The 16733-nt window shown below is 54.2% G+C and carries 19 protein-coding genes; 13 read left to right on the top strand and 6 right to left on the bottom strand.

Annotation, left to right across the window (positions count from 1 at the left end; translation table 11 throughout):
• The first annotated feature begins 43 nt into the window (after positions 1–43).
• Positions 44–1207, top strand: a complete 1164-nt coding sequence (locus TW80_RS06420) for a M20 aminoacylase family protein (protein ID WP_045996444.1) — start codon at positions 44–46, stop codon at positions 1205–1207.
• Between the two features lie 54 nt (positions 1208–1261).
• On the opposite strand, the gene TW80_RS06415 is transcribed toward TW80_RS06420, so the two are convergent.
• Positions 1262–1675: a VOC family protein gene (locus TW80_RS06415; protein WP_045996443.1), complete on the bottom strand. Its 414-nt coding sequence runs from the start codon at positions 1673–1675 to the stop codon at positions 1262–1264.
• Between the two features lie 96 nt (positions 1676–1771).
• On the opposite strand from TW80_RS06415, the gene TW80_RS06410 reads away from it, so the two are divergent.
• A complete protein-coding gene (locus TW80_RS06410; RefSeq protein WP_052700901.1) occupies positions 1772–2440 on the top strand; it encodes an SOS response-associated peptidase in 669 nt (222 codons plus the stop codon).
• On the opposite strand, the gene TW80_RS06405 is transcribed toward TW80_RS06410, so the two are convergent.
• Together TW80_RS06405 and moaA are read right to left on the bottom strand one after the other, a co-directional pair.
• Complete coding sequence (locus TW80_RS06405) at positions 2437–3546, bottom strand: hypothetical protein (protein ID WP_045996442.1); 1110 nt, start codon at positions 3544–3546, stop codon at positions 2437–2439. The genes TW80_RS06410 and TW80_RS06405 overlap by 4 nt on opposite strands.
• Positions 3547–3641: 95 nt before the next feature.
• Positions 3642–4646, bottom strand: a complete 1005-nt coding sequence (moaA, locus tag TW80_RS06400) for a GTP 3',8-cyclase MoaA (RefSeq protein ID WP_045997060.1) — start codon at positions 4644–4646, stop codon at positions 3642–3644.
• Between the two features lie 85 nt (positions 4647–4731).
• Between moaA and TW80_RS06395 the strand changes: the two genes are divergently transcribed.
• Positions 4732–5208 carry a hypothetical protein gene (locus tag TW80_RS06395; protein ID WP_045996441.1) on the top strand — a complete coding sequence of 159 codons (477 nt, stop codon included), beginning with the start codon at positions 4732–4734 and terminating at the stop codon, positions 5206–5208.
• 21 nt (positions 5209–5229) lie between these two features.
• On the opposite strand, the gene TW80_RS06390 is transcribed toward TW80_RS06395, so the two are convergent.
• From TW80_RS06390 to glmU, 3 genes are read right to left on the bottom strand one after another with little or no spacing between them, the layout of a single operon-like run.
• Positions 5230–5916, bottom strand: coding sequence for a DNA alkylation repair protein (locus TW80_RS06390; RefSeq protein ID WP_045996440.1), 687 nt, complete (start codon positions 5914–5916; stop codon positions 5230–5232).
• Entirely contained in the window at positions 5913–7736 is a 1824-nt protein-coding gene (gene glmS / locus TW80_RS06385; RefSeq protein WP_045996439.1) for a glutamine--fructose-6-phosphate transaminase (isomerizing), read from the bottom strand. Before glmS ends, TW80_RS06390 begins: the two co-directional genes overlap by 4 nt.
• A gap of 2 nt (positions 7737–7738) precedes the next feature.
• Positions 7739–9085, bottom strand: coding sequence for a bifunctional UDP-N-acetylglucosamine diphosphorylase/glucosamine-1-phosphate N-acetyltransferase GlmU (gene glmU, locus TW80_RS06380; RefSeq protein ID WP_045996438.1), 1347 nt, complete (start codon positions 9083–9085; stop codon positions 7739–7741).
• A 125-nt stretch (positions 9086–9210) separates the two neighbouring features.
• Between glmU and TW80_RS06375 the strand changes: the two genes are divergently transcribed.
• The 10 genes from TW80_RS06375 (at position 9211) to TW80_RS06335 (ending at position 16732) form a co-directional block, all read left to right on the top strand.
• Positions 9211–9873 (top strand): HAD-IA family hydrolase, encoded by a 663-nt coding sequence (locus tag TW80_RS06375; protein WP_045996437.1) that lies wholly within the window; start codon positions 9211–9213, stop codon positions 9871–9873.
• Between the two features lie 27 nt (positions 9874–9900).
• Positions 9901–11106, top strand: coding sequence for a DegT/DnrJ/EryC1/StrS family aminotransferase (locus TW80_RS06370; protein ID WP_045996436.1), 1206 nt, complete (start codon positions 9901–9903; stop codon positions 11104–11106).
• Positions 11107–11197: 91 nt separating this feature from the next.
• Positions 11198–12136 carry a hypothetical protein gene (locus TW80_RS06365; RefSeq protein WP_045996435.1) on the top strand — a complete coding sequence of 313 codons (939 nt, stop codon included), beginning with the start codon at positions 11198–11200 and terminating at the stop codon, positions 12134–12136.
• Positions 12137–12253: 117 nt separating this feature from the next.
• Complete coding sequence (locus TW80_RS06360; protein ID WP_045996434.1) at positions 12254–12619, top strand: NADH-quinone oxidoreductase subunit A; 366 nt, start codon at positions 12254–12256, stop codon at positions 12617–12619.
• Between the two features lie 250 nt (positions 12620–12869).
• On the top strand, positions 12870–13403 hold the full coding sequence (locus TW80_RS06355) for a NuoB/complex I 20 kDa subunit family protein (protein ID WP_045996433.1): 534 nt from the start codon (positions 12870–12872) through the stop codon (positions 13401–13403).
• A gap of 22 nt (positions 13404–13425) precedes the next feature.
• Positions 13426–14034, top strand: a complete 609-nt coding sequence (locus TW80_RS06350) for an NADH-quinone oxidoreductase subunit C (RefSeq protein WP_045996432.1) — start codon at positions 13426–13428, stop codon at positions 14032–14034.
• Positions 14035–14080: 46 nt separating this feature from the next.
• Complete coding sequence (locus TW80_RS06345) at positions 14081–14977, top strand: sulfotransferase (protein WP_045996431.1); 897 nt, start codon at positions 14081–14083, stop codon at positions 14975–14977.
• Positions 14974–16212, top strand: coding sequence for an NADH-quinone oxidoreductase subunit D (locus TW80_RS06340; protein ID WP_045996430.1), 1239 nt, complete (start codon positions 14974–14976; stop codon positions 16210–16212). Before TW80_RS06345 ends, TW80_RS06340 begins: the two co-directional genes overlap by 4 nt.
• Positions 16212–16370 carry a hypothetical protein gene (locus TW80_RS18015; protein ID WP_157033218.1) on the top strand — a complete coding sequence of 53 codons (159 nt, stop codon included), beginning with the start codon at positions 16212–16214 and terminating at the stop codon, positions 16368–16370. Before TW80_RS06340 ends, TW80_RS18015 begins: the two co-directional genes overlap by 1 nt.
• A gap of 32 nt (positions 16371–16402) precedes the next feature.
• Positions 16403–16732, top strand: coding sequence for a hypothetical protein (locus tag TW80_RS06335; RefSeq protein WP_045996429.1), 330 nt, complete (start codon positions 16403–16405; stop codon positions 16730–16732).
• The last annotated feature ends 1 nt before the right edge of the window (position 16733 follow it).

Below are 16733 nucleotides of genomic sequence, written 5' to 3'. Positions count from 1 at the left end.
GAAACTGACCACGATCACGCCTAACACCACTGGAGAGACTAAAATGCCCGTCAAAAATCGTTTTGCAGAGCTACACCCCGAAATCACCGCATGGCGACGAGACCTGCATGAAAACCCTGAAATTCTGTTTGAGACGTACCGGACTTCGGCTGTTGTCGCTGAGAAGCTCAAGGAATTTGGCTGCGATGAAATCGTCACCGGGATCGGGCGCACCGGGGTTGTCGGCGTGATCAAGGGCAAATCAGACACCTCGGGCAAGGTCATCGGTCTGCGTGCGGACATGGATGCGCTCCCGATTATGGAGCAAACCGGCCTTGAATATAAATCCAAAACCGATGGTGCGATGCATGCCTGTGGCCACGACGGGCACACCGCCATGCTACTGGGTGCGGCCAAATATTTGGCCGAAACACGCAATTTCGACGGAACCGTGGTGGTGATCTTTCAGCCCGCCGAAGAAGGCGGCGGTGGTGGCCGTGAGATGTGCGAAGACGGCATGATGGACCGCTGGAACATCCAAGAGGTCTACGGAATGCACAATTGGCCGGGCAAACCTGTGGGTACTTTCGCAATCCGACCCGGCGCATTCTTTGCAGCAACGGACCAGTTTGACATCACCATCGAGGGTTTGGGCGGCCACGCGGCAAAGCCACACCAGACAGTCGACTCCATTGTTGTGGCCTCGCATGTGGTGACCGCACTGCAATCAATCGCCAGCCGTAATGCCGACCCGGTTGATCAGGTTGTCGTTTCTGTGACCTCGATTGAATCATCGTCCAAAGCATTTAACGTCATTGCGCAGCGCGTGCACCTGAAGGGTACAGTGCGCACAATGTCCAAGGAAATGCGCGATCTGGCCGAACAGCGCCTGACAGCGATTGCTACTGGAACCGCTGAAACCTTTAGTGCTAAGGCAGATGTGACCTACTATCGCGGTTATCCGTGCATGGTAAACCATGACGAACAAACAGCATTCGCCGCTGAGGTCGCGAAATCTGTTTCAGGTGACTGCGAAGAAGCCCCGCTTGTGATGGGGGGCGAAGATTTTGCCTTTATGCTCGAGGAAAGGCCAGGTGCCTATATCCTTGTCGGCAACGGCGACAGCGCGGATGTCCACAACCCGCATTATAATTTCGACGACGAAGCGATCCCGGCTGGCTGTAGCTGGTGGGCGGAAATCGTTGAACAACGGATGCCAGCAGCCTAACTGATCGGCGCTTACGATTGTGCTTTGCCTGTCGCTGAACGGGCAAAGCCATTTTTAGTCCCGGCTCGGTTCATTGGGATTACTTGAAAACAGTGCGATCTTGTTACCCTGCGGATCGCGCAAATATCCTACAAAAAAGCGTGGCCCATAGGCTGCACGAAATCCGGGTTGCCCCTCATCGGTGCCGCCTGCCTGTAGTGCGGCGGTATGAAGTCCACGAACGTCTTGCTGCGATGGGGCTTCGAAGGCGACCATCGAACCGTTGCCTGCAGATGCAGGGCGGCCATCAAAGGTTGGTTTAACGTAGAAATCAGGCGCAACAGCGGCTTGCCCTGTGAGGGTGGGCAGCGCAAAGCTTAGTCCTTCGGGACCTTCGGTCATCGCGTACCCGAGCGGCACCAAAAAAGCGGTATAGAACTGACGCGCGGCTGCGATATCATCGGCTCCAACGGTGACATATGCAATCATTGATGTTCCCAGCCTGCTGTTTCTGCGGGTCATACAATATCGTTGTTGGGTAGGGCGCAATGTCTTATCTATTGTCTATAAACTCACGAGGCTTTCATGTGCGGTCGCGTCATAGAACCCGAACTTGTTGGGACAGATGAAGAGCATTCCGAGACCCGGATTGATCCTTTTGGCGAAAACCCTGTGATCATCCCACCACGTGGTCCGCGTCGGTTTAACGTCGCGCCTACCCAAGACCTGCTTATCATCGGTGGCGATCCTTTGCGGGCAATGTCTGCGCGCTGGTGGCTCGTGCCGTCGTGGCACAAAGGCGAACTGCGCGATTGGAAGGCAACGACATTTAACGCTCGGATCGAGGATGCCCAGAACAAGCCAAGCTTTCGGAACGTCTGGCGTCGCGGGCGCTGTCTAATTCCCGCGGGCGGTTATTATGAATGGACCGGCGAAAAAGGAGCAAAGCAACCCCACGCGATATTGCCTGCGGGAAATGAAAATATCGTTTGGTTCGCTGGACTGGCTTCGCGGTGGAACGATCTACTGACCTGCACCATTTTGACGCGTGCAGCGTCGCAAGATTTGGCACCGATGCATCCGCGTATGCCTGTGATGCTGGATCTGGCCGAACGCGAAGCGTGGCTGAACGGCAGCGATGCGGTCGCGACACTGGGTCAAGCGCCACGTGTCAAACACCATCAGGTCGCACGGTTTGGAACCCGTGACGACGGGCCCGAACTGATCGAACCCGTCACTGACGATGCTATCTAACCTGCTGCCGCGATGAGCAAATCACGACCTTTACGCAATTGGACCAAGAAATCTTGGATCCAGGGGTCATCTTTTGCAACTGTTTCCAATACCTGAATTTCCTCGTCGATAAACTCGGGTGGAGATAGATCATAGCTATCCCGCATGTTTGGGTCTGCGCCGGCGTCTAGCAATATCTGAATGACCGCAGGCTTTGGCGCGGCAATACACAAAACATTGGCTTCGGACAGAAATTCACGTTCGTAGTCGACGTGCAGTGTCTCTTTGACATCGGCACCAACAGACAACAATGCGGCCACCTGTGCTGGACCCGCGCGCAAGATTGCAGCCATGAGAGCCGAACCCAATTTTGGCGATTTGAATTGGATGTCGGCGCCTTCTGCAAGCAGTAGTTTGGCAAGCTCTATTTCGCTTTCGGTAGTAACCGTGTCAGAATGTTTATAATTGGCAAAACATGTAAATGCGTTGTCACATTGAAGGTATTTGAAGGTTACATCCGCACCAGCCTCTATCAATTTGCGAATGTCTTTGGCTGATCGTTCAGGTGCATCCAATGCCGCGAAAAGGGCGGGTACCTGCTCTACACCCGTCTTGATGTTCGGGTCTTGGCCCGTCGCAATAAAGGCGTCGATTGCGCCTGATTTTCCGGCTCTGATATCAGCGTATCGATCGGGTAGGATATCGTCGAATGACCCCATGATATCAGGATCAATTCCCATGATAACCAAAGCTTCTTTGTATGTTTCCCACTTAATTTCGTCTTCGCTGCGGGTATCTGGTTCGTCATCTTCAACCTCGGCAGCGAGCTCTTCAAGACGCGCCATATCTCCTGCCCAAACGGCTGCACCAATTTTGGCGTCGAAGACGGGGTCTTTCAACTCAAATTCAATACTGAACTCATTGTCTGCTTCATTAAGCTTCTCGATCCCGCGGAGCAAACCACCAATGATGGCCTCTGCAGCTTCATCCTGGGTCATTTCCTGAGCATCATCATCTTTGTTCTTTGAGATGCTTTCTAGTTCGCGGAAAAGGCGTTCGAGTTCGGGATCGTCGAACCCTTCGTTTTCGTCATCAAAGTCGGGCGTTTCTTTTTCATTGTTTGGCATAAATGCGTCCGTAAAATTGAGGTGTGAATAAATACTATCGGTTTGATTGTGTAAATCAATCGTGCGAATGGAAGCGATAGATGCGCCAAGGCGCCTTAGCCACCTGTATGAGACATGTGGCGGCTGACTTGTCCGTCGACGCGTTGTCTCGAGTAGTCGAAATCGTGACCTTTGGGTTTGAGGGCAATGGCTGCACGGATGGCATTGTCGAGGTCGATGTCGGCCTCTGATCCGCGTAGTGGGCCACGTAGGTCAGAGTGACCTTCCTGACCGAGGCACGTGTAGATTTCACCGGTACAGGTGACACGCACGCGGTTACAGCTTTCGCAGAAGTTATGAGACAGGGGCGTGATGAACCCAATCTTTTGACCTGTTTCTTCGATCCGAATATACCGCGCTGGGCCGCCGGTTTTCTCTGTAAGATCAGTGAGTTGATACCGTTCCTGCAATTGTGCGCGCAGGTCGTTAAGCGACCAATATTGCCCAATCCGGTTTTCGTTCCCGATATCGCCCATTGGCATGACCTCAATAAAGGTCAGATCCATATCACGCGAGGCGCACCATGCCGTCAGGTCAAAAAGTTCGGCTTCGTTAAATCCCTTGAGAGCAACTGTATTAATCTTAACCCGCAGCCCTGCCTTTTGTGCAGCGTCAATGCCACGAATGACTTGGGGCAGGCGGCCCCAACGGGTGACGTCGGCGAATTTTTTCTCGTCCAAGGTATCCAGTGATATGTTCACACGACGGACGCCAGCCGCAAAAAGATCATCGGCAAAGCGTTCCAATTGACTGCCATTGGTCGTGACGGTGAGTTCAGACAAATCTCCGCTATCCAGATGGCGCGACATGCTGCGAAAGAACGTCATGATATCGCGGCGCACGAGGGGCTCACCACCGGTGATGCGCAGCTTCTTGACCCCAAGCCGAATAAAGGCAGAGCAGAGCCGGTCGAGCTCCTCAAGGGTGAGAAGTTCTTTCTTTGGTAGGAACGTCATATTCTCGGACATGCAATAGACGCAGCGAAAATCACAACGGTCGGTGACCGATACCCGTAGGTATTCAATGGCGCGGGCAAAAGGATCAATCAAAGGCTGGCTCATACACATAGGGTAGGGCTGCGCGATGATCAGCGCAAGCATGCATCACACGCTTGTATCAATGGGACAGGGTAACTAGGTTCAGGGCATGAATATGAAACTATTGATCCCTTTCTTGGCCGTCGCAGGCTGTACAATGCCTTCTTTTCAGGGGGTATTGGGGCTAGCAGCCACGTCAGATAGTGCAGTCGAGGCGCCTGTAGAGGCCACAGTGCAAACACCTGCGCCGCCGCCACCAGCGACTGCAACAACTGTTGCAGAGTTTGATACGACGACCCAAGAAGAACGCGAAGCGGCTATTACCTCAGTTGCAGTGCAAGAAACCTCGCTCGGGACGACGATTGCGAGCCTTGGTGCCCCGACAGATCCGGGAATTTGGCTAAAGACGCCACTCGTCGATGAGATCAGCCAAGGGCGCGTCGTGTATCAGGGAAATTCGGTCAATCTTGAACTACGCCCCTCTGGCGGGGCTGTAGGATCGGGCAGCCAGTTGAGCCTTGCTGCGATGCGGCTGCTAGAGGCTCCGTTGACTGGATTGCCTGAGGTGGAAGTGTTTCGGCAATAGGTGGGTGGATTGAAATCCACCCTACGCTGTTAGGCGTCGCTTAGCCTCTTTCACTGCAAAGGGTTTCATGGCATCGCCGTGTTCATCAAGGAATGTGAGAACCCGATCTGGATCGTGTTTCGACAGTTCCCTGAGCCACCAACCAATCGCCTTTTGGATGAACCATGCAGGGTCGCTGGTATATGAGGCCGCCCAAGTCAGGACCTGTTCGCGGATTTCTGTCTCAGCGGGCTTTGGTTTGTTTTGCTTGGTCCACGGTAGGGTCATCACTAGAACTGCGCGCTTGGTCCACATGTGCTCCGATGTTGTCCATGCTTCCAGATCTTTTAGCCGTGTCGGGTCGGCGGCCAGACGTTTTTGGCCCGCGATGCTGACATGATCCGCGATCGCCCAAGCGTCAAAGTCAGGAACCCAAGACGTAATCAGATCCCACGCTTGTTGATCATCAGGGCGAATGCGCGCCTGCGTCAGGAGCTTTGCGGCGGCAATCCGGGCCTCGTGGATATTCGTTTTCCACAATCCTGATGCCAGCGCCAAGCGTTGTTCCAGATCACAGTCTGTACGCCATTCTTTGACCATCACATCAATATCGGGATTTGATATTCCCAGATAGGGCCGGTCAACCTTGTGGTAGCGGTGCATTTCAGAGGCCTTGGCCGCGTCTCCGGCGGCGCGTAGCGCGTCTACCGCAAACCGTTTCGTTGTCATTCCACAGTCACCGATTTGGCAAGGTTACGGGGCTGATCCACATCAGTACCTTTGGCAATCGCTGTATAGTAGGCCAGCAACTGTGCAGGAACCGCGTATAGGATTGGCGCAAGGAATGGATCGATTTCAGGCATGATAATCGTATCCCAAACACCGTCGCCAGCCTCGGCTGCACCCTTTTGATCAGTTATCAAAATTACCTTCCCACCGCGCGCCATGACCTCTTGCATGTTTGAGATTGTCTTGTCGAAGAGCGCATCACGCGGAGCCATCACAATGACTGGAACGTGCTGATCAACCAAGGCAATGGGCCCGTGCTTCAGCTCTCCTGAAGCATAGGCTTCGGCGTGTATGTAGCTGATTTCTTTGAGTTTTAACGCACCTTCATGGGCGAGCGGATACATCGCGCCACGCCCCAGGAATAGGATGTCACGCGCTTCTGACAGTTCGGCGGCAACAGCCTTGGTCTTATCTTCGATCCCCAGCGCAAGGTTCAAAATTCCGGGCAGGCTGCGCAGCATGCTCAGCTTTTCGGAGAGTTCATCGTTTGTAATTTTCCCTCGGACATGCGCGGCCTTGAGCGTCAGAATGGCCAGTGTCGTCAACTGGCAGGTAAACGCCTTGGTCGATGCAACGCCGATTTCAGTACCTGCAAGAATCGGTAGAGGCAGGTCGCTCTCGCGCGCGATGGAGCTTTCGGGCACATTCACAACGGATACGATCTTGGCGGCCTTGCCTTCCATGTAACGTAGCGCAGCAAGCGTATCCGCGGTTTCGCCGGATTGGCTCACGAAAAGAGCGACGGTGCCCGGCGTGACTGGCGGTTCGCGGTAACGGAATTCAGAGGCGACATCGACCTCAACCGGAATGCCTGCGACTTGCTCAAACCAATATTTCGCAACGAGGCAGGCATAGAAGGCGGTACCACAGGCCACCATGGTGACGCGCTCGATTTTTGAAAAATCGAGGCCTGGTTCGGGCAAGGTGACATCGGTTGCATCAGCGTTGATGTAATGTGCAAGCGCACCCTGAAGAACGGTCGGCTGTTCGGCGATTTCCTTGGCCATGAAGTGCTTGAAACCGCTCTTGTCCACCTGTGCCGTGTCAATTTGGATTGTCTTCACTTCGCGATTGGCAATTGTTCCCGTGCGGTCACGAATTTCAACAGTCGTGCGGGTAATCACCGCCCAGTCACCTTCTTCTAGGTAGCTGATTTGATCCGTCATGGGTGCAAGCGCTATTGCATCAGAGCCGACAAACATTTCACCATCGCCATAACCAATAGCTAGTGGTGATCCTTGACGTGCAGCGATCAGGAGATCGTCCTCACCGTCAAATAAGAAACACAAGGCATAGGCCCCTTCGAGGCGCGAGATCGTTTGCTCAGCCGCTTCAACAGGCGACAGCCCCTGATCTCGGTAATATTGGGCCAATAGTGCGACGGTTTCAGTGTCAGTGTCAGTTTCAAAACTGATGTCTTGTTGGGCCAAGAACTCGCGCAATTCGCGGAAATTTTCGATAATACCGTTGTGGACAACGGCGACGCCACCCGCTCGATGAGGATGGGCGTTGCCAACGTTTGGGGCACCGTGGGTTGCCCACCGCGTATGACCGATGCCAGATTTGCCCGCCAGCGGATCGTGAACCAATACGTCGGACAGGTTCACCAGTTTGCCAACCGCGCGTCGGCGGTCAAGCCGCTTGTCGTTTACGGTCGCAATGCCCGCGCTGTCGTAGCCGCGATACTCCAAACGTTTGAGCGCTTCGACCAAGAGGGGAGCGGCCTCGTGACTACCCAAGACACCAATAATACCACACATATCTATTTGCTTCCTTTTGCTTTCAGCGCACGTAGCTTGTCGAATAGGCGAACGGCAAGTCCTGCTTTGTTCTCTTGACGCGCGCGTGCCAGTGCCAGATCGCCAGCGGGGACATCGCGCGTGATGACCGATCCTGATCCTGTCATCGCTTCGGCTCCGACAGAGACGGGGGCCACAAGCATCGTGTTTGATCCGATAAAGGCATCGGGTCCGATTGTTGTTTTATGTTTAAAGAACCCGTCGTAATTGCAGGTAATTGTACCCGCGCCAATATTTGCCCGCGCTCCGATTTGTGCATCACCAATGTAAGAGAGGTGATTGACCTTCGCGCCCTCGCTGATCCGGGCGTTTTTGACTTCGACAAAATTACCGATCTTGACGTTTTCCTCGAGCTCGGCACAGGGTCGCAGACGGGCGTAGGGGCCGACAATAGCGCCGCGTGCGACATGACACCCCTCAAGATGTGAAAACGCCCGGATTGTCGCGCCGCTTTCAACTGTGACACCCGGGGCAAAGACGACATTCGGTTCGATCACAGTATCGCGGCCAATGACCGTATCGTGGCCGAAAAACACGGTTTCGGGGGCGGTCATTGTGACGCCATCGTCCTGCGCTGCTTGACGCGCGTTGGCCTGAAACAAGGCTTCAGCACGCGCAAGTTCTGCGCGCGAATTAACACCAAGCGTTTCAGCCTCATCACAGCTAACCACAGTTGCAGACATGCCGCGGGCGCGCGCGATCCCAACGATGTCGGTAAGATAATATTCGCCAGCAGCGTTATCATTCCCGACCTCATCAATCAGTGCGAAAAGATCAGATGCTTTGGCGGCAATGACACCACTATTACAGAGCGTGACGGCTCGTTCGATTTCAGAGGCGTCCTTGAATTCGACGATCTTATCGAGCTGTCCGTCCTTAACGATCAGCCGCCCATAACGTCCGGGATCTGCGGCCTCAAACCCAAGTACGACGATATCGTGGGTCAATCGCGCCGCGCTCATTGCAGCAAGGGTTTCAGCGCTGATAAATGGCGTATCACCATAGAGAACAATCGCATCCCCATCGAACCCCTTGAGGGCATCACGTGCTTGCGCAACGGCGTGACCAGTGCCCAGTTGTTCGTCTTGGCGGACGACCACGGCATCCGGGTCATAGGACTTGGCGGCTTTTTCAACAGCCTGCGCACCGTGCCCGGCCACAACGATAGTGTGTTCAGGGGTTAGGGCGGCACCGGCCTTCATCGCATGCACGAGCATCGGTGCACCTGCAATTTCGTGCAGCACCTTGGGCAAGTCAGAGTTCATGCGCGTCCCCATGCCTGCGCCAAGAATGATCAGTGCTGTTGTCATAAATACCTCAGGGTTGCAGTTTGGCCAGTCTTGTACTTGGGTTTTCACGCAGCACAAGGGGAAGGGGCTTCACATCAGTTTACATGGCGTTACAGATGGGACGAGCAAATTGCAAAGGCCCTCGAATGCGCACAGTTATTTTTGATCTTGATGGAACTCTTGCTGATACCAGCGGCGATTTGATTGCGGCGGCGAATTCTTGCTTTAGGGGGCTCGGTTTGGGGGATCTTCTGGACCCTGAGCAGGACGCCGGAACAGCATTGCGTGGCGGACGCGCGATGCTGACATTAGGTTTTTCACGTGTGGATGGTTACGGCGCAGAAGAAATCGAACGCCAGTATCCGGTTTTGCTTGATGCATATGCGACCGACATTGATCGTCATACTGTCATGTACCCCGGCGCAATGGAGGCGGTCGAAAATTTGCGCTCTGCCGGCTATGCCGTTGGGATTGCAACGAATAAGCCCGAGGGCCTTGCCGAAACATTGTTGCAACGGCTCGGTGTTCGGTCGGCATTTGCCTCTCTCGTTGGGGCTGATACCTTGCCAGTCCGCAAGCCCGATCCAGAACATCACTTTGAAGCCGTTCGGCGTGCCGGTGGCGACCCGAATAGGTCGCTTTTGGTGGGGGATACTGTGACGGATCGCGATACTGCCAAGAACGCGAATGTGCCGTCCGTCTTGGTCACATTTGGACCGGGGGCTGCAGATGTGCGTGATCTCAACCCAGAGGCGACGATTGAGCATTATGATGAATTGGCTTCTGTCGTTGCTCGGCTTATCGGATAAATTTCGGCGGCTAGATAAGGTCTTTGAATGACGGAAATTTTTACGGGTCTATTTACCCAGCAGGAGCCTATCCCGGAGGAAGGCATCGCTGCCGCGAATGTCGTCATGCAGCATGGTCGCTTGCATCGTTACAATACGGTTGATGGCGAAATTGCCGAGGTCGCGATGCTAGAGGAAGAGTTCGCACAGGCAACCGGTGCAGACTATTGCCTTGCTGTGGCGTCGGGTGGTTATGCGATCACGACGGCATTGCGTGCCTGCGGCGTCGGGCAGGGTGATCGGGTGTTAACCAACGCCTTTACGCTTGCGCCAGTGCCGGGTGCGATTGCTGCAGTGGGCGGCGTGCCGATCTACGTGGGCGTGACCGAGCAGCTGGTGATTGATCTAGATGATCTCGCTAACAAATTGGATCAGGCAGACGTGCTGCTGTTGAGCCATATGCGCGGACACATCTGCGATATGGAAAGGCTGATGGCCCTATGTAACGCCGCAAATGTGACCGTTGTCGAAGATTGCGCCCATACGATGGGGGCATCGTGGGAAGATATCCCAACGGGACGTTGGGGACGTTTCGGTTGTTTTTCAACGCAAACCTACAAACACATCAACTCCGGCGAAGGCGGTTTGCTTATCTCAAACGATGCAGAGGCCATGGCGCGCGCAATTATGCTATCTGGCAGCTATATGATGTTTGAACGCCACCGCGCCGCGCCGACCGCATCGGTGTTTGCGCAAATCAAGTACGAAACACCAAATATCTCGGGCCGCATGGACAATTTGCGCGCGGCGATTTTGCGTCCGCAATTGCGTCATTTGGCCGAGCAGTCAGCGAAATGGAACGCGCGATATGATGTGGTCGCGAATGGTCTGGCAGAAACACCCGGCCTTACGCTCGTAGGTCGGGATGCAGGCGAGAAGTTTGTTGCGTCATCCTTCCAGTTTCTTCTGTTGGATTGGGACGAGGCCGCAATTTCAGAGGTGATCTCCCGCTGTGCACGGCGCGGCGTCGAGCTCAAGTGGTTCGGGGCAGCCGAGCCGGTTGGATTTACGTCACGCTATGATAGCTGGCGTTATGCGCCATCAGAACCCATGCCTGCGACCGACAGGGTTCTTGCGAGCATTGTGGATATGCGGTTGCCGCTGACATTTAGTCTTGAGGATTGCGCGATGATCGCACGGATCATTCGAGCAGAGGTGAGTGCTGTTTTTCAGTCAAACGCTGTACAACCCTGACGGCAAATTTTCGCCTGCGTTAATTCAAAAGTCGGAATTCTGTCGTAGTTCTGACTGAATTGCCAATTACTGCGGCCCAAAGGGGAGAATTATGCCTTTTCGTTGGCCCAATTGGGCGCAAATTACATATCGAATTTATCGGTTACGCCGATTGATTGCTTTTGCGGTTCTGGTTGCGGCAACGATCTTGGGGCTGGTTGCTGTGCTTGATCCGGCAACATTACCTTTGGCGCGGGCGCACAATATCTTTTTGCTAGTTTCTGCTGGGATTTGTTTGCACGTCGTCTTGTTTCCGAATGTACCGATTGAGACGCTTAGCCTCTCTGTATCGATGACCTCATTCCTGATCGTGATGCCGTTGCTGCATAGTCTTGCAGATATGGTTCCGGCACCATACCGCGATCCGGCGCTGGTTTTGTTGGTGTTTTTGGCCGTCTTGTTGATTGTTGTTGCAACGCTGATCACCCATTTCGTGTTCGAGGTATTTGCCTATATCGGGCCACCCGTGCAATTGCGGCTAAATGCCAGCATCACCGTTCCCTATGGAATTGCGACAGCCAGCCAGCAATTTGGACTGCGCCCGGACACAAGGCGCGGACGTGTGATGGCAGGTCCAGTTGACGATCAGGGGTTCTTTGATGTTGCCGTGGTGTCACAACACGAAAATGACCCTGATGACCCCACGCAGCCCTTGGTGGTCAAAATCGACGCCAAAGTCTTGCAGTCCGACGACGAGCGGCACGAGGTAATGCTGGTTCTTGCCAATGGTGCGGTGACAGTGACGACCTATCGTTTTTATCCCGATGGTGAGGGGTGTCGCGTTTCGATCACCGAATTGCCCGGTGATTTTACAATGGGGATGCACGCGATCTTTTGGTTGACCGATCAACAGACGGATAATCTTGTCGAGGTCGCTGAACTGCTTGAACCCGGGCCGAGCTGCGCAAACGGGATGGCGCATGGGGTGTCCTTGCTGTCGCTGGCAGGGATCATTTTGCACCCACGGCACCCGGCGCTTGACCGTTTCTGATGTCGCATAACATGGTTTGCCCGTCACGCTTGTTGACCCTGCGTGGGGGCGGCGCTATGCAACCCATAGCTAATTTTCGCCGCGCCTTGACGCGCGACGCGCCAAAAAGGACATGTGATGCAGGAAATGCTTGCTGAATATCTGCCAATCTTGATCTTCTTGGGGTTGGCCATCGGTTTGGGCTTGATCCTGATTCTTGCCGCCGCCATCGTTGCGGTGCGAAACCCAGACCCAGAAAAAGTGTCAGCATATGAATGTGGGTTTAACGCGTTTGACGATGCTCGGATGAAATTCGACGTGCGTTTCTACCTCGTTTCAATCCTCTTCATCATCTTTGACCTTGAGGTCGCGTTCCTGTTCCCATGGGCGGTGGCGTTCAAAGACATCAGCATGGTCGGCTTTTGGTCGATGATGGTGTTCTTGGGCGTGTTGACCGCCGGGTTTGCCTACGAATGGAAGAAAGGCGCGCTTGAGTGGGAATAACTCCTGAGTGAGCAAATGAATGTGAATGACGCCGACGGCATTGCTGTCGGCGTTTTGCGTTCTACCCTTGCGGAAAATGGACGCTGTTTAATGATTGGCAAGAAAACCAGTCATTATTGGGCAGATAGGGGGCAAGATTAGCGGGCGCGCGCCTGTGTACCCTTGACCTTAGGGGGGACCAAGCGTAGTTCCTGACTAGCATAACGTAGGCCCTTGGTCTGCATGGGAACTGATAAGGAAAGACGCACTTATGGGGATCGCCACCGGCCCGAACGATGCGGGCGCCGACAAGGAAGCTGCCACCCAGACCCTAGATCGTGAACTGCAAGACAAGGGCTTCCTTGTGACCAGCACCGCAGACATGATTAATTGGGCGCGCACCGGTTCACTGCACTGGATGACCTTTGGTCTGGCCTGTTGTGCTGTTGAGATGATGCACACATCAATGCCGCGTTATGATCTTGAACGTTTTGGTACTGCGCCGCGGGCATCTCCGCGCCAATCTGACCTGATGATTGTTGCAGGAACATTGACCAACAAAATGGCGCCTGCGCTGCGCAAGGTTTACGACCAAATGCCAGAACCGCGCTATGTGATCTCGATGGGGTCTTGTGCGAATGGTGGCGGTTACTACCACTACAGCTATTCCGTTGTGCGCGGTTGTGATCGCGTGGTTCCCGTTGATGTCTATGTGCCCGGCTGCCCACCAACAGCCGAGGCGTTGCTATACGGTATCTTGCAACTGCAACGCAAAATTCGCCGCACCGGGACGATCGTGCGCTAATCCGCGCTGAAAGGGATATGTGATGACAGAAGCACTCAAAGAACTCGGCGCTCTTCTTGAGGCAAAGCGTAGCGACTGCGTGCAATCGTGGGAGGTTGCTCATGAGGAGCTGACTGTCACCGTTGCGCCATCTTCGATCGTGGCCTTTGTTGACTTTCTGAAGACTGATCAAGCGTGCAAATTCTCGAGCCTCGTTGATATTACCGCTGTGGATTACCCAAGCCGCGACAAGCGGTTTGACGTCGTTTATCATTTTTTGAGCATGTATCAGAACCAGCGTATCCGCCTGCGCGTGCAGCTGCGCGAGGACGAGATGATGCCATCAATTATTTCGGTTCATCCCAGTGCGAACTGGTTCGAGCGCGAAGTCTTTGACATGTTCGGTATCCTATTCAGTGGGCACCCCGATTTACGCCGCATTCTGACGGACTATGGTTTCCGCGGATATCCGCTGCGCAAGGATTTCCCGACCACAGGTTATACCGAAGTACGCTATGATGAAGTGCAAAAGAGGGTGGTCTACGAACCGGTGAAACTGGTTCAAGAGTACCGTCAGTTTGATTTCATGTCCCCATGGGAAGGTGCCGAATACATTCTTCCTGGTGACGAAAAGAACGAAGCCAAAGGGTGATGGCGGGCAAGGTGAATATGCAGGTCAGTAGACCGGAGGCGGGAATTTGAGCTCGGCTTCGCTTCTTTACTGTGTCGGCGCGACCAAGGCGGGAACGTCTTGGCTGTACCGCTATTTGCATGATCATCCCGCCTGCCATGTCTCGGCCGTGAAAGAGGCGCATTACTGGGATACCTTTGGGCCAAACCGCTGCGCAAGCCAGATCAAAGCGTTTGAGCGCCGGGCAGGGCAGTTCGCGACCAAGGCTTCCCAAGAAGCCGAAGCAGGAAATATTTACCGCTCTGAAAATCTGTTTATGCAGCGTGAAAAGCTTCAGGACTTGATCCAAGTCTTATCTACTTCGCGCGACGGTGACCGTGCCTATTGGGATTGGTTATCAATTGGGGCAGGACGTGCAGAAGTGGTGGCCGATATCACCCCTGCCTATGGGCTGGTGAACAAAGATACGTTGAAACGAATGTCTGCTCTGCGCCCTGTAACACGTTTCGTTTACATGTTGCGTGATCCGCTTGATCGGCTTTGGAGCAATATTCGGATGGCTGTCTCGCGCGAAGTAGGGACTGAGAACTTCGATCTCAAAGCAAATGAAAGACTGGCTTCCGTTTTGGCTGGCCAGGCAGATGCCGGCGTGATTGCGCGCAGTGACTACCGCACAGCGATTACTAAACTACAATCGAGCGTTTCATCTGATAGGCTTTATACGGTATTTACCGAAGAACTCATTAGCGAGCAGGGGCTGCGCGACTTTTGCGCCTTTGTTGGAGTTCAGCCGCGGGCCGCAGATACAAAAAGAAAAATCCACGAAGGCCCAAGCGCTGTCATGGATGAAGGATTGGCTGCACGTGCTGTGCAGTTCCTAAAAGATCAATATGAATGGGTGGCCCAGAACTTGGGTCCATTGCCGCAACGGTGGCAAGATAATCTAGCGAGGGCTGCATCATGATGGATGGTGATATCCGGGTGAATACCTACGACGACGGGTCAACAGACGCAGCGACGGACGAACAGCAGATCCGAAACTTCAATATTAACTTTGGTCCGCAACACCCTGCGGCCCACGGTGTTTTGCGTCTTGTCCTAGAACTGGACGGCGAAATTGTCGAACGTTGCGATCCGCATATCGGCTTGCTGCACCGTGGCACCGAAAAGCTGATGGAGAGCCGGACTTATCTGCAAAACCTGCCGTATTTTGATCGGCTGGATTATGTGGCCCCGATGAACCAAGAACATGCTTGGTGTCTGGCTATCGAAAAGCTGACAGGCACCGAGGTGCCGCGCCGCGCATCACTGATCCGCGTGCTCTATTCTGAAATTGGCCGGGTGCTGAACCACCTGTTGAACGTGACGACCCAAGCGATGGACGTCGGCGCGCTGACGCCGCCGCTGTGGGGATTTGAAGAACGTGAAAAGCTGATGGTGTTTTACGAACGTGCTTGCGGTGCACGTCTGCACGCAGCTTATTTCCGCCCCGGTGGTGTTCACCAAGACCTACCAGACGCATTGATCGAAGATATCGATGCATGGGCCGTTGAATTCCCAAAGGTGCTGGATGACATTGACGGCCTGCTGACCGAAAACCGGATTTTCAAACAGCGTAACGCCGATATCGGCATCATCACCGAAGAGGACATCCAAGAATGGGGTTTCTCGGGGGTTATGGTGCGTGGTTCGGGGCTTGCTTGGGATCTGCGCCGTGCGCAGCCTTATGAATGCTATGACGAATTTGAATTCCAAATCCCTGTTGGCAAAAACGGCGATTGCTACGATCGTTACCTGTGCCGCATGGAAGAAATGCGTCAGTCCACTTCGATCATCCGTCAGGCCTGTGAAAAGCTGCGCCACGAAAAAGGTGATGTGCTCGCACGGGGTAAGCTGACACCGCCGACACGTGGGCAGATGAAAACCTCGATGGAAAGCCTGATCCACCACTTCAAGCTATATACCGAAGGCTTCCACGTCCCCGCCGGCGAAGTTTACGCCGCGGTCGAGGCGCCCAAAGGTGAATTTGGGGTGTACCTTGTTGCTGACGGTTCGAACAAACCTTACCGAGCAAAGCTGCGTGCGCCGGGCTATTTGCACCTGCAGGCGATGGATCACGTGGCAGGTGGTCACCAGTTGGCCGATGTCGCCGCGATTATCGGGACAATGGATGTCGTGTTTGGTGAGATCGACCGCTAATGGGGTCGATCACGCTTGATATCTGGCTGCTGATCCTTGGAGCGGTGGCCGGTATCGCAGGGGGGCTCGTCGCACGCGGACGTGGCCGGGTAATGAAATCTGCGGTCGCAGGGGCGATCGCTGTTGTGCTCGCAACGTTATTACGTGGCTGGCTGTGATCCGCACTGCGGGTAATAAAAGGAAAGAAGACATGAAACGTTTGATGACTGGTCTGTCGCTTGTTGCCTTAGCGGCTTGTACAGGTGAAATGCCTGATTTTCGTCCGGGCATGTCGCCAGAGCCAGCGCCGGTTGCGGCCGCGCCGATGGTCAATCCGATGTCTGCCAAAGAACGCTTTGTCACCGTGGTTGAACAAAACGGCTGCGTGATGAACGAAAGCAACGCGGCACTTGTTTTGTCCGAGGCCACGCTATCTGCAGATGATCTGAAGCGCGTGATGACCGAACTCAAAGCCGAAGGCCGTGGGCAAATCGCGGCAGATCAGCGTTCGTTTGAGATCGTTTCAGCGAATTGCCAGTAAT

It is taken from the genome of Loktanella sp. S4079 (assembly GCF_000967725.1).
In the GTDB taxonomy this organism is placed as follows: domain Bacteria; phylum Pseudomonadota; class Alphaproteobacteria; order Rhodobacterales; family Rhodobacteraceae; genus Yoonia.
This window is presented reverse-complemented; position numbering and strand designations above follow the sequence as displayed.

Excerpts from the sequence above, each read along its gene's own strand:
- TW80_RS06395 (WP_045996441.1), top strand. The coding sequence starts at position 4,732 with ATGAATATGAAACTATTGATCCCTTTCTTGGCCGTCGCAGGCTGTACA.
- glmU (WP_045996438.1), bottom strand. The coding sequence starts at position 9,085 with ATGACAACAGCACTGATCATTCTTGGCGCAGGCATGGGGACGCGCATG.
- TW80_RS06360 (WP_045996434.1), top strand. The coding sequence starts at position 12,254 with ATGCAGGAAATGCTTGCTGAATATCTGCCAATCTTGATCTTCTTGGGG.
- TW80_RS06335 (WP_045996429.1), top strand. The coding sequence starts at position 16,403 with ATGAAACGTTTGATGACTGGTCTGTCGCTTGTTGCCTTAGCGGCTTGT.
- TW80_RS06415 (WP_045996443.1), bottom strand. The coding sequence starts at position 1,675 with ATGATTGCATATGTCACCGTTGGAGCCGATGATATCGCAGCCGCGCGT.
- TW80_RS06370 (WP_045996436.1), top strand. The coding sequence starts at position 9,901 with ATGACGGAAATTTTTACGGGTCTATTTACCCAGCAGGAGCCTATCCCG.
- moaA (WP_045997060.1), bottom strand. The coding sequence starts at position 4,646 with ATGAGCCAGCCTTTGATTGATCCTTTTGCCCGCGCCATTGAATACCTA.
- TW80_RS06355 (WP_045996433.1), top strand. The coding sequence starts at position 12,870 with ATGGGGATCGCCACCGGCCCGAACGATGCGGGCGCCGACAAGGAAGCT.
- TW80_RS06390 (WP_045996440.1), bottom strand. The coding sequence starts at position 5,916 with ATGACAACGAAACGGTTTGCGGTAGACGCGCTACGCGCCGCCGGAGAC.
- TW80_RS06410 (WP_052700901.1), top strand. The coding sequence starts at position 1,772 with ATGTGCGGTCGCGTCATAGAACCCGAACTTGTTGGGACAGATGAAGAG.
- glmS (WP_045996439.1), bottom strand. The coding sequence starts at position 7,736 with ATGTGTGGTATTATTGGTGTCTTGGGTAGTCACGAGGCCGCTCCCCTC.
- TW80_RS18015 (WP_157033218.1), top strand. The coding sequence starts at position 16,212 with ATGGGGTCGATCACGCTTGATATCTGGCTGCTGATCCTTGGAGCGGTG.
- TW80_RS06375 (WP_045996437.1), top strand. The coding sequence starts at position 9,211 with ATGCGCACAGTTATTTTTGATCTTGATGGAACTCTTGCTGATACCAGC.
- TW80_RS06340 (WP_045996430.1), top strand. The coding sequence starts at position 14,974 with ATGATGGATGGTGATATCCGGGTGAATACCTACGACGACGGGTCAACA.
- TW80_RS06420 (WP_045996444.1), top strand. The coding sequence starts at position 44 with ATGCCCGTCAAAAATCGTTTTGCAGAGCTACACCCCGAAATCACCGCA.
- TW80_RS06350 (WP_045996432.1), top strand. The coding sequence starts at position 13,426 with ATGACAGAAGCACTCAAAGAACTCGGCGCTCTTCTTGAGGCAAAGCGT.
- TW80_RS06405 (WP_045996442.1), bottom strand. The coding sequence starts at position 3,546 with ATGCCAAACAATGAAAAAGAAACGCCCGACTTTGATGACGAAAACGAA.
- TW80_RS06365 (WP_045996435.1), top strand. The coding sequence starts at position 11,198 with ATGCCTTTTCGTTGGCCCAATTGGGCGCAAATTACATATCGAATTTAT.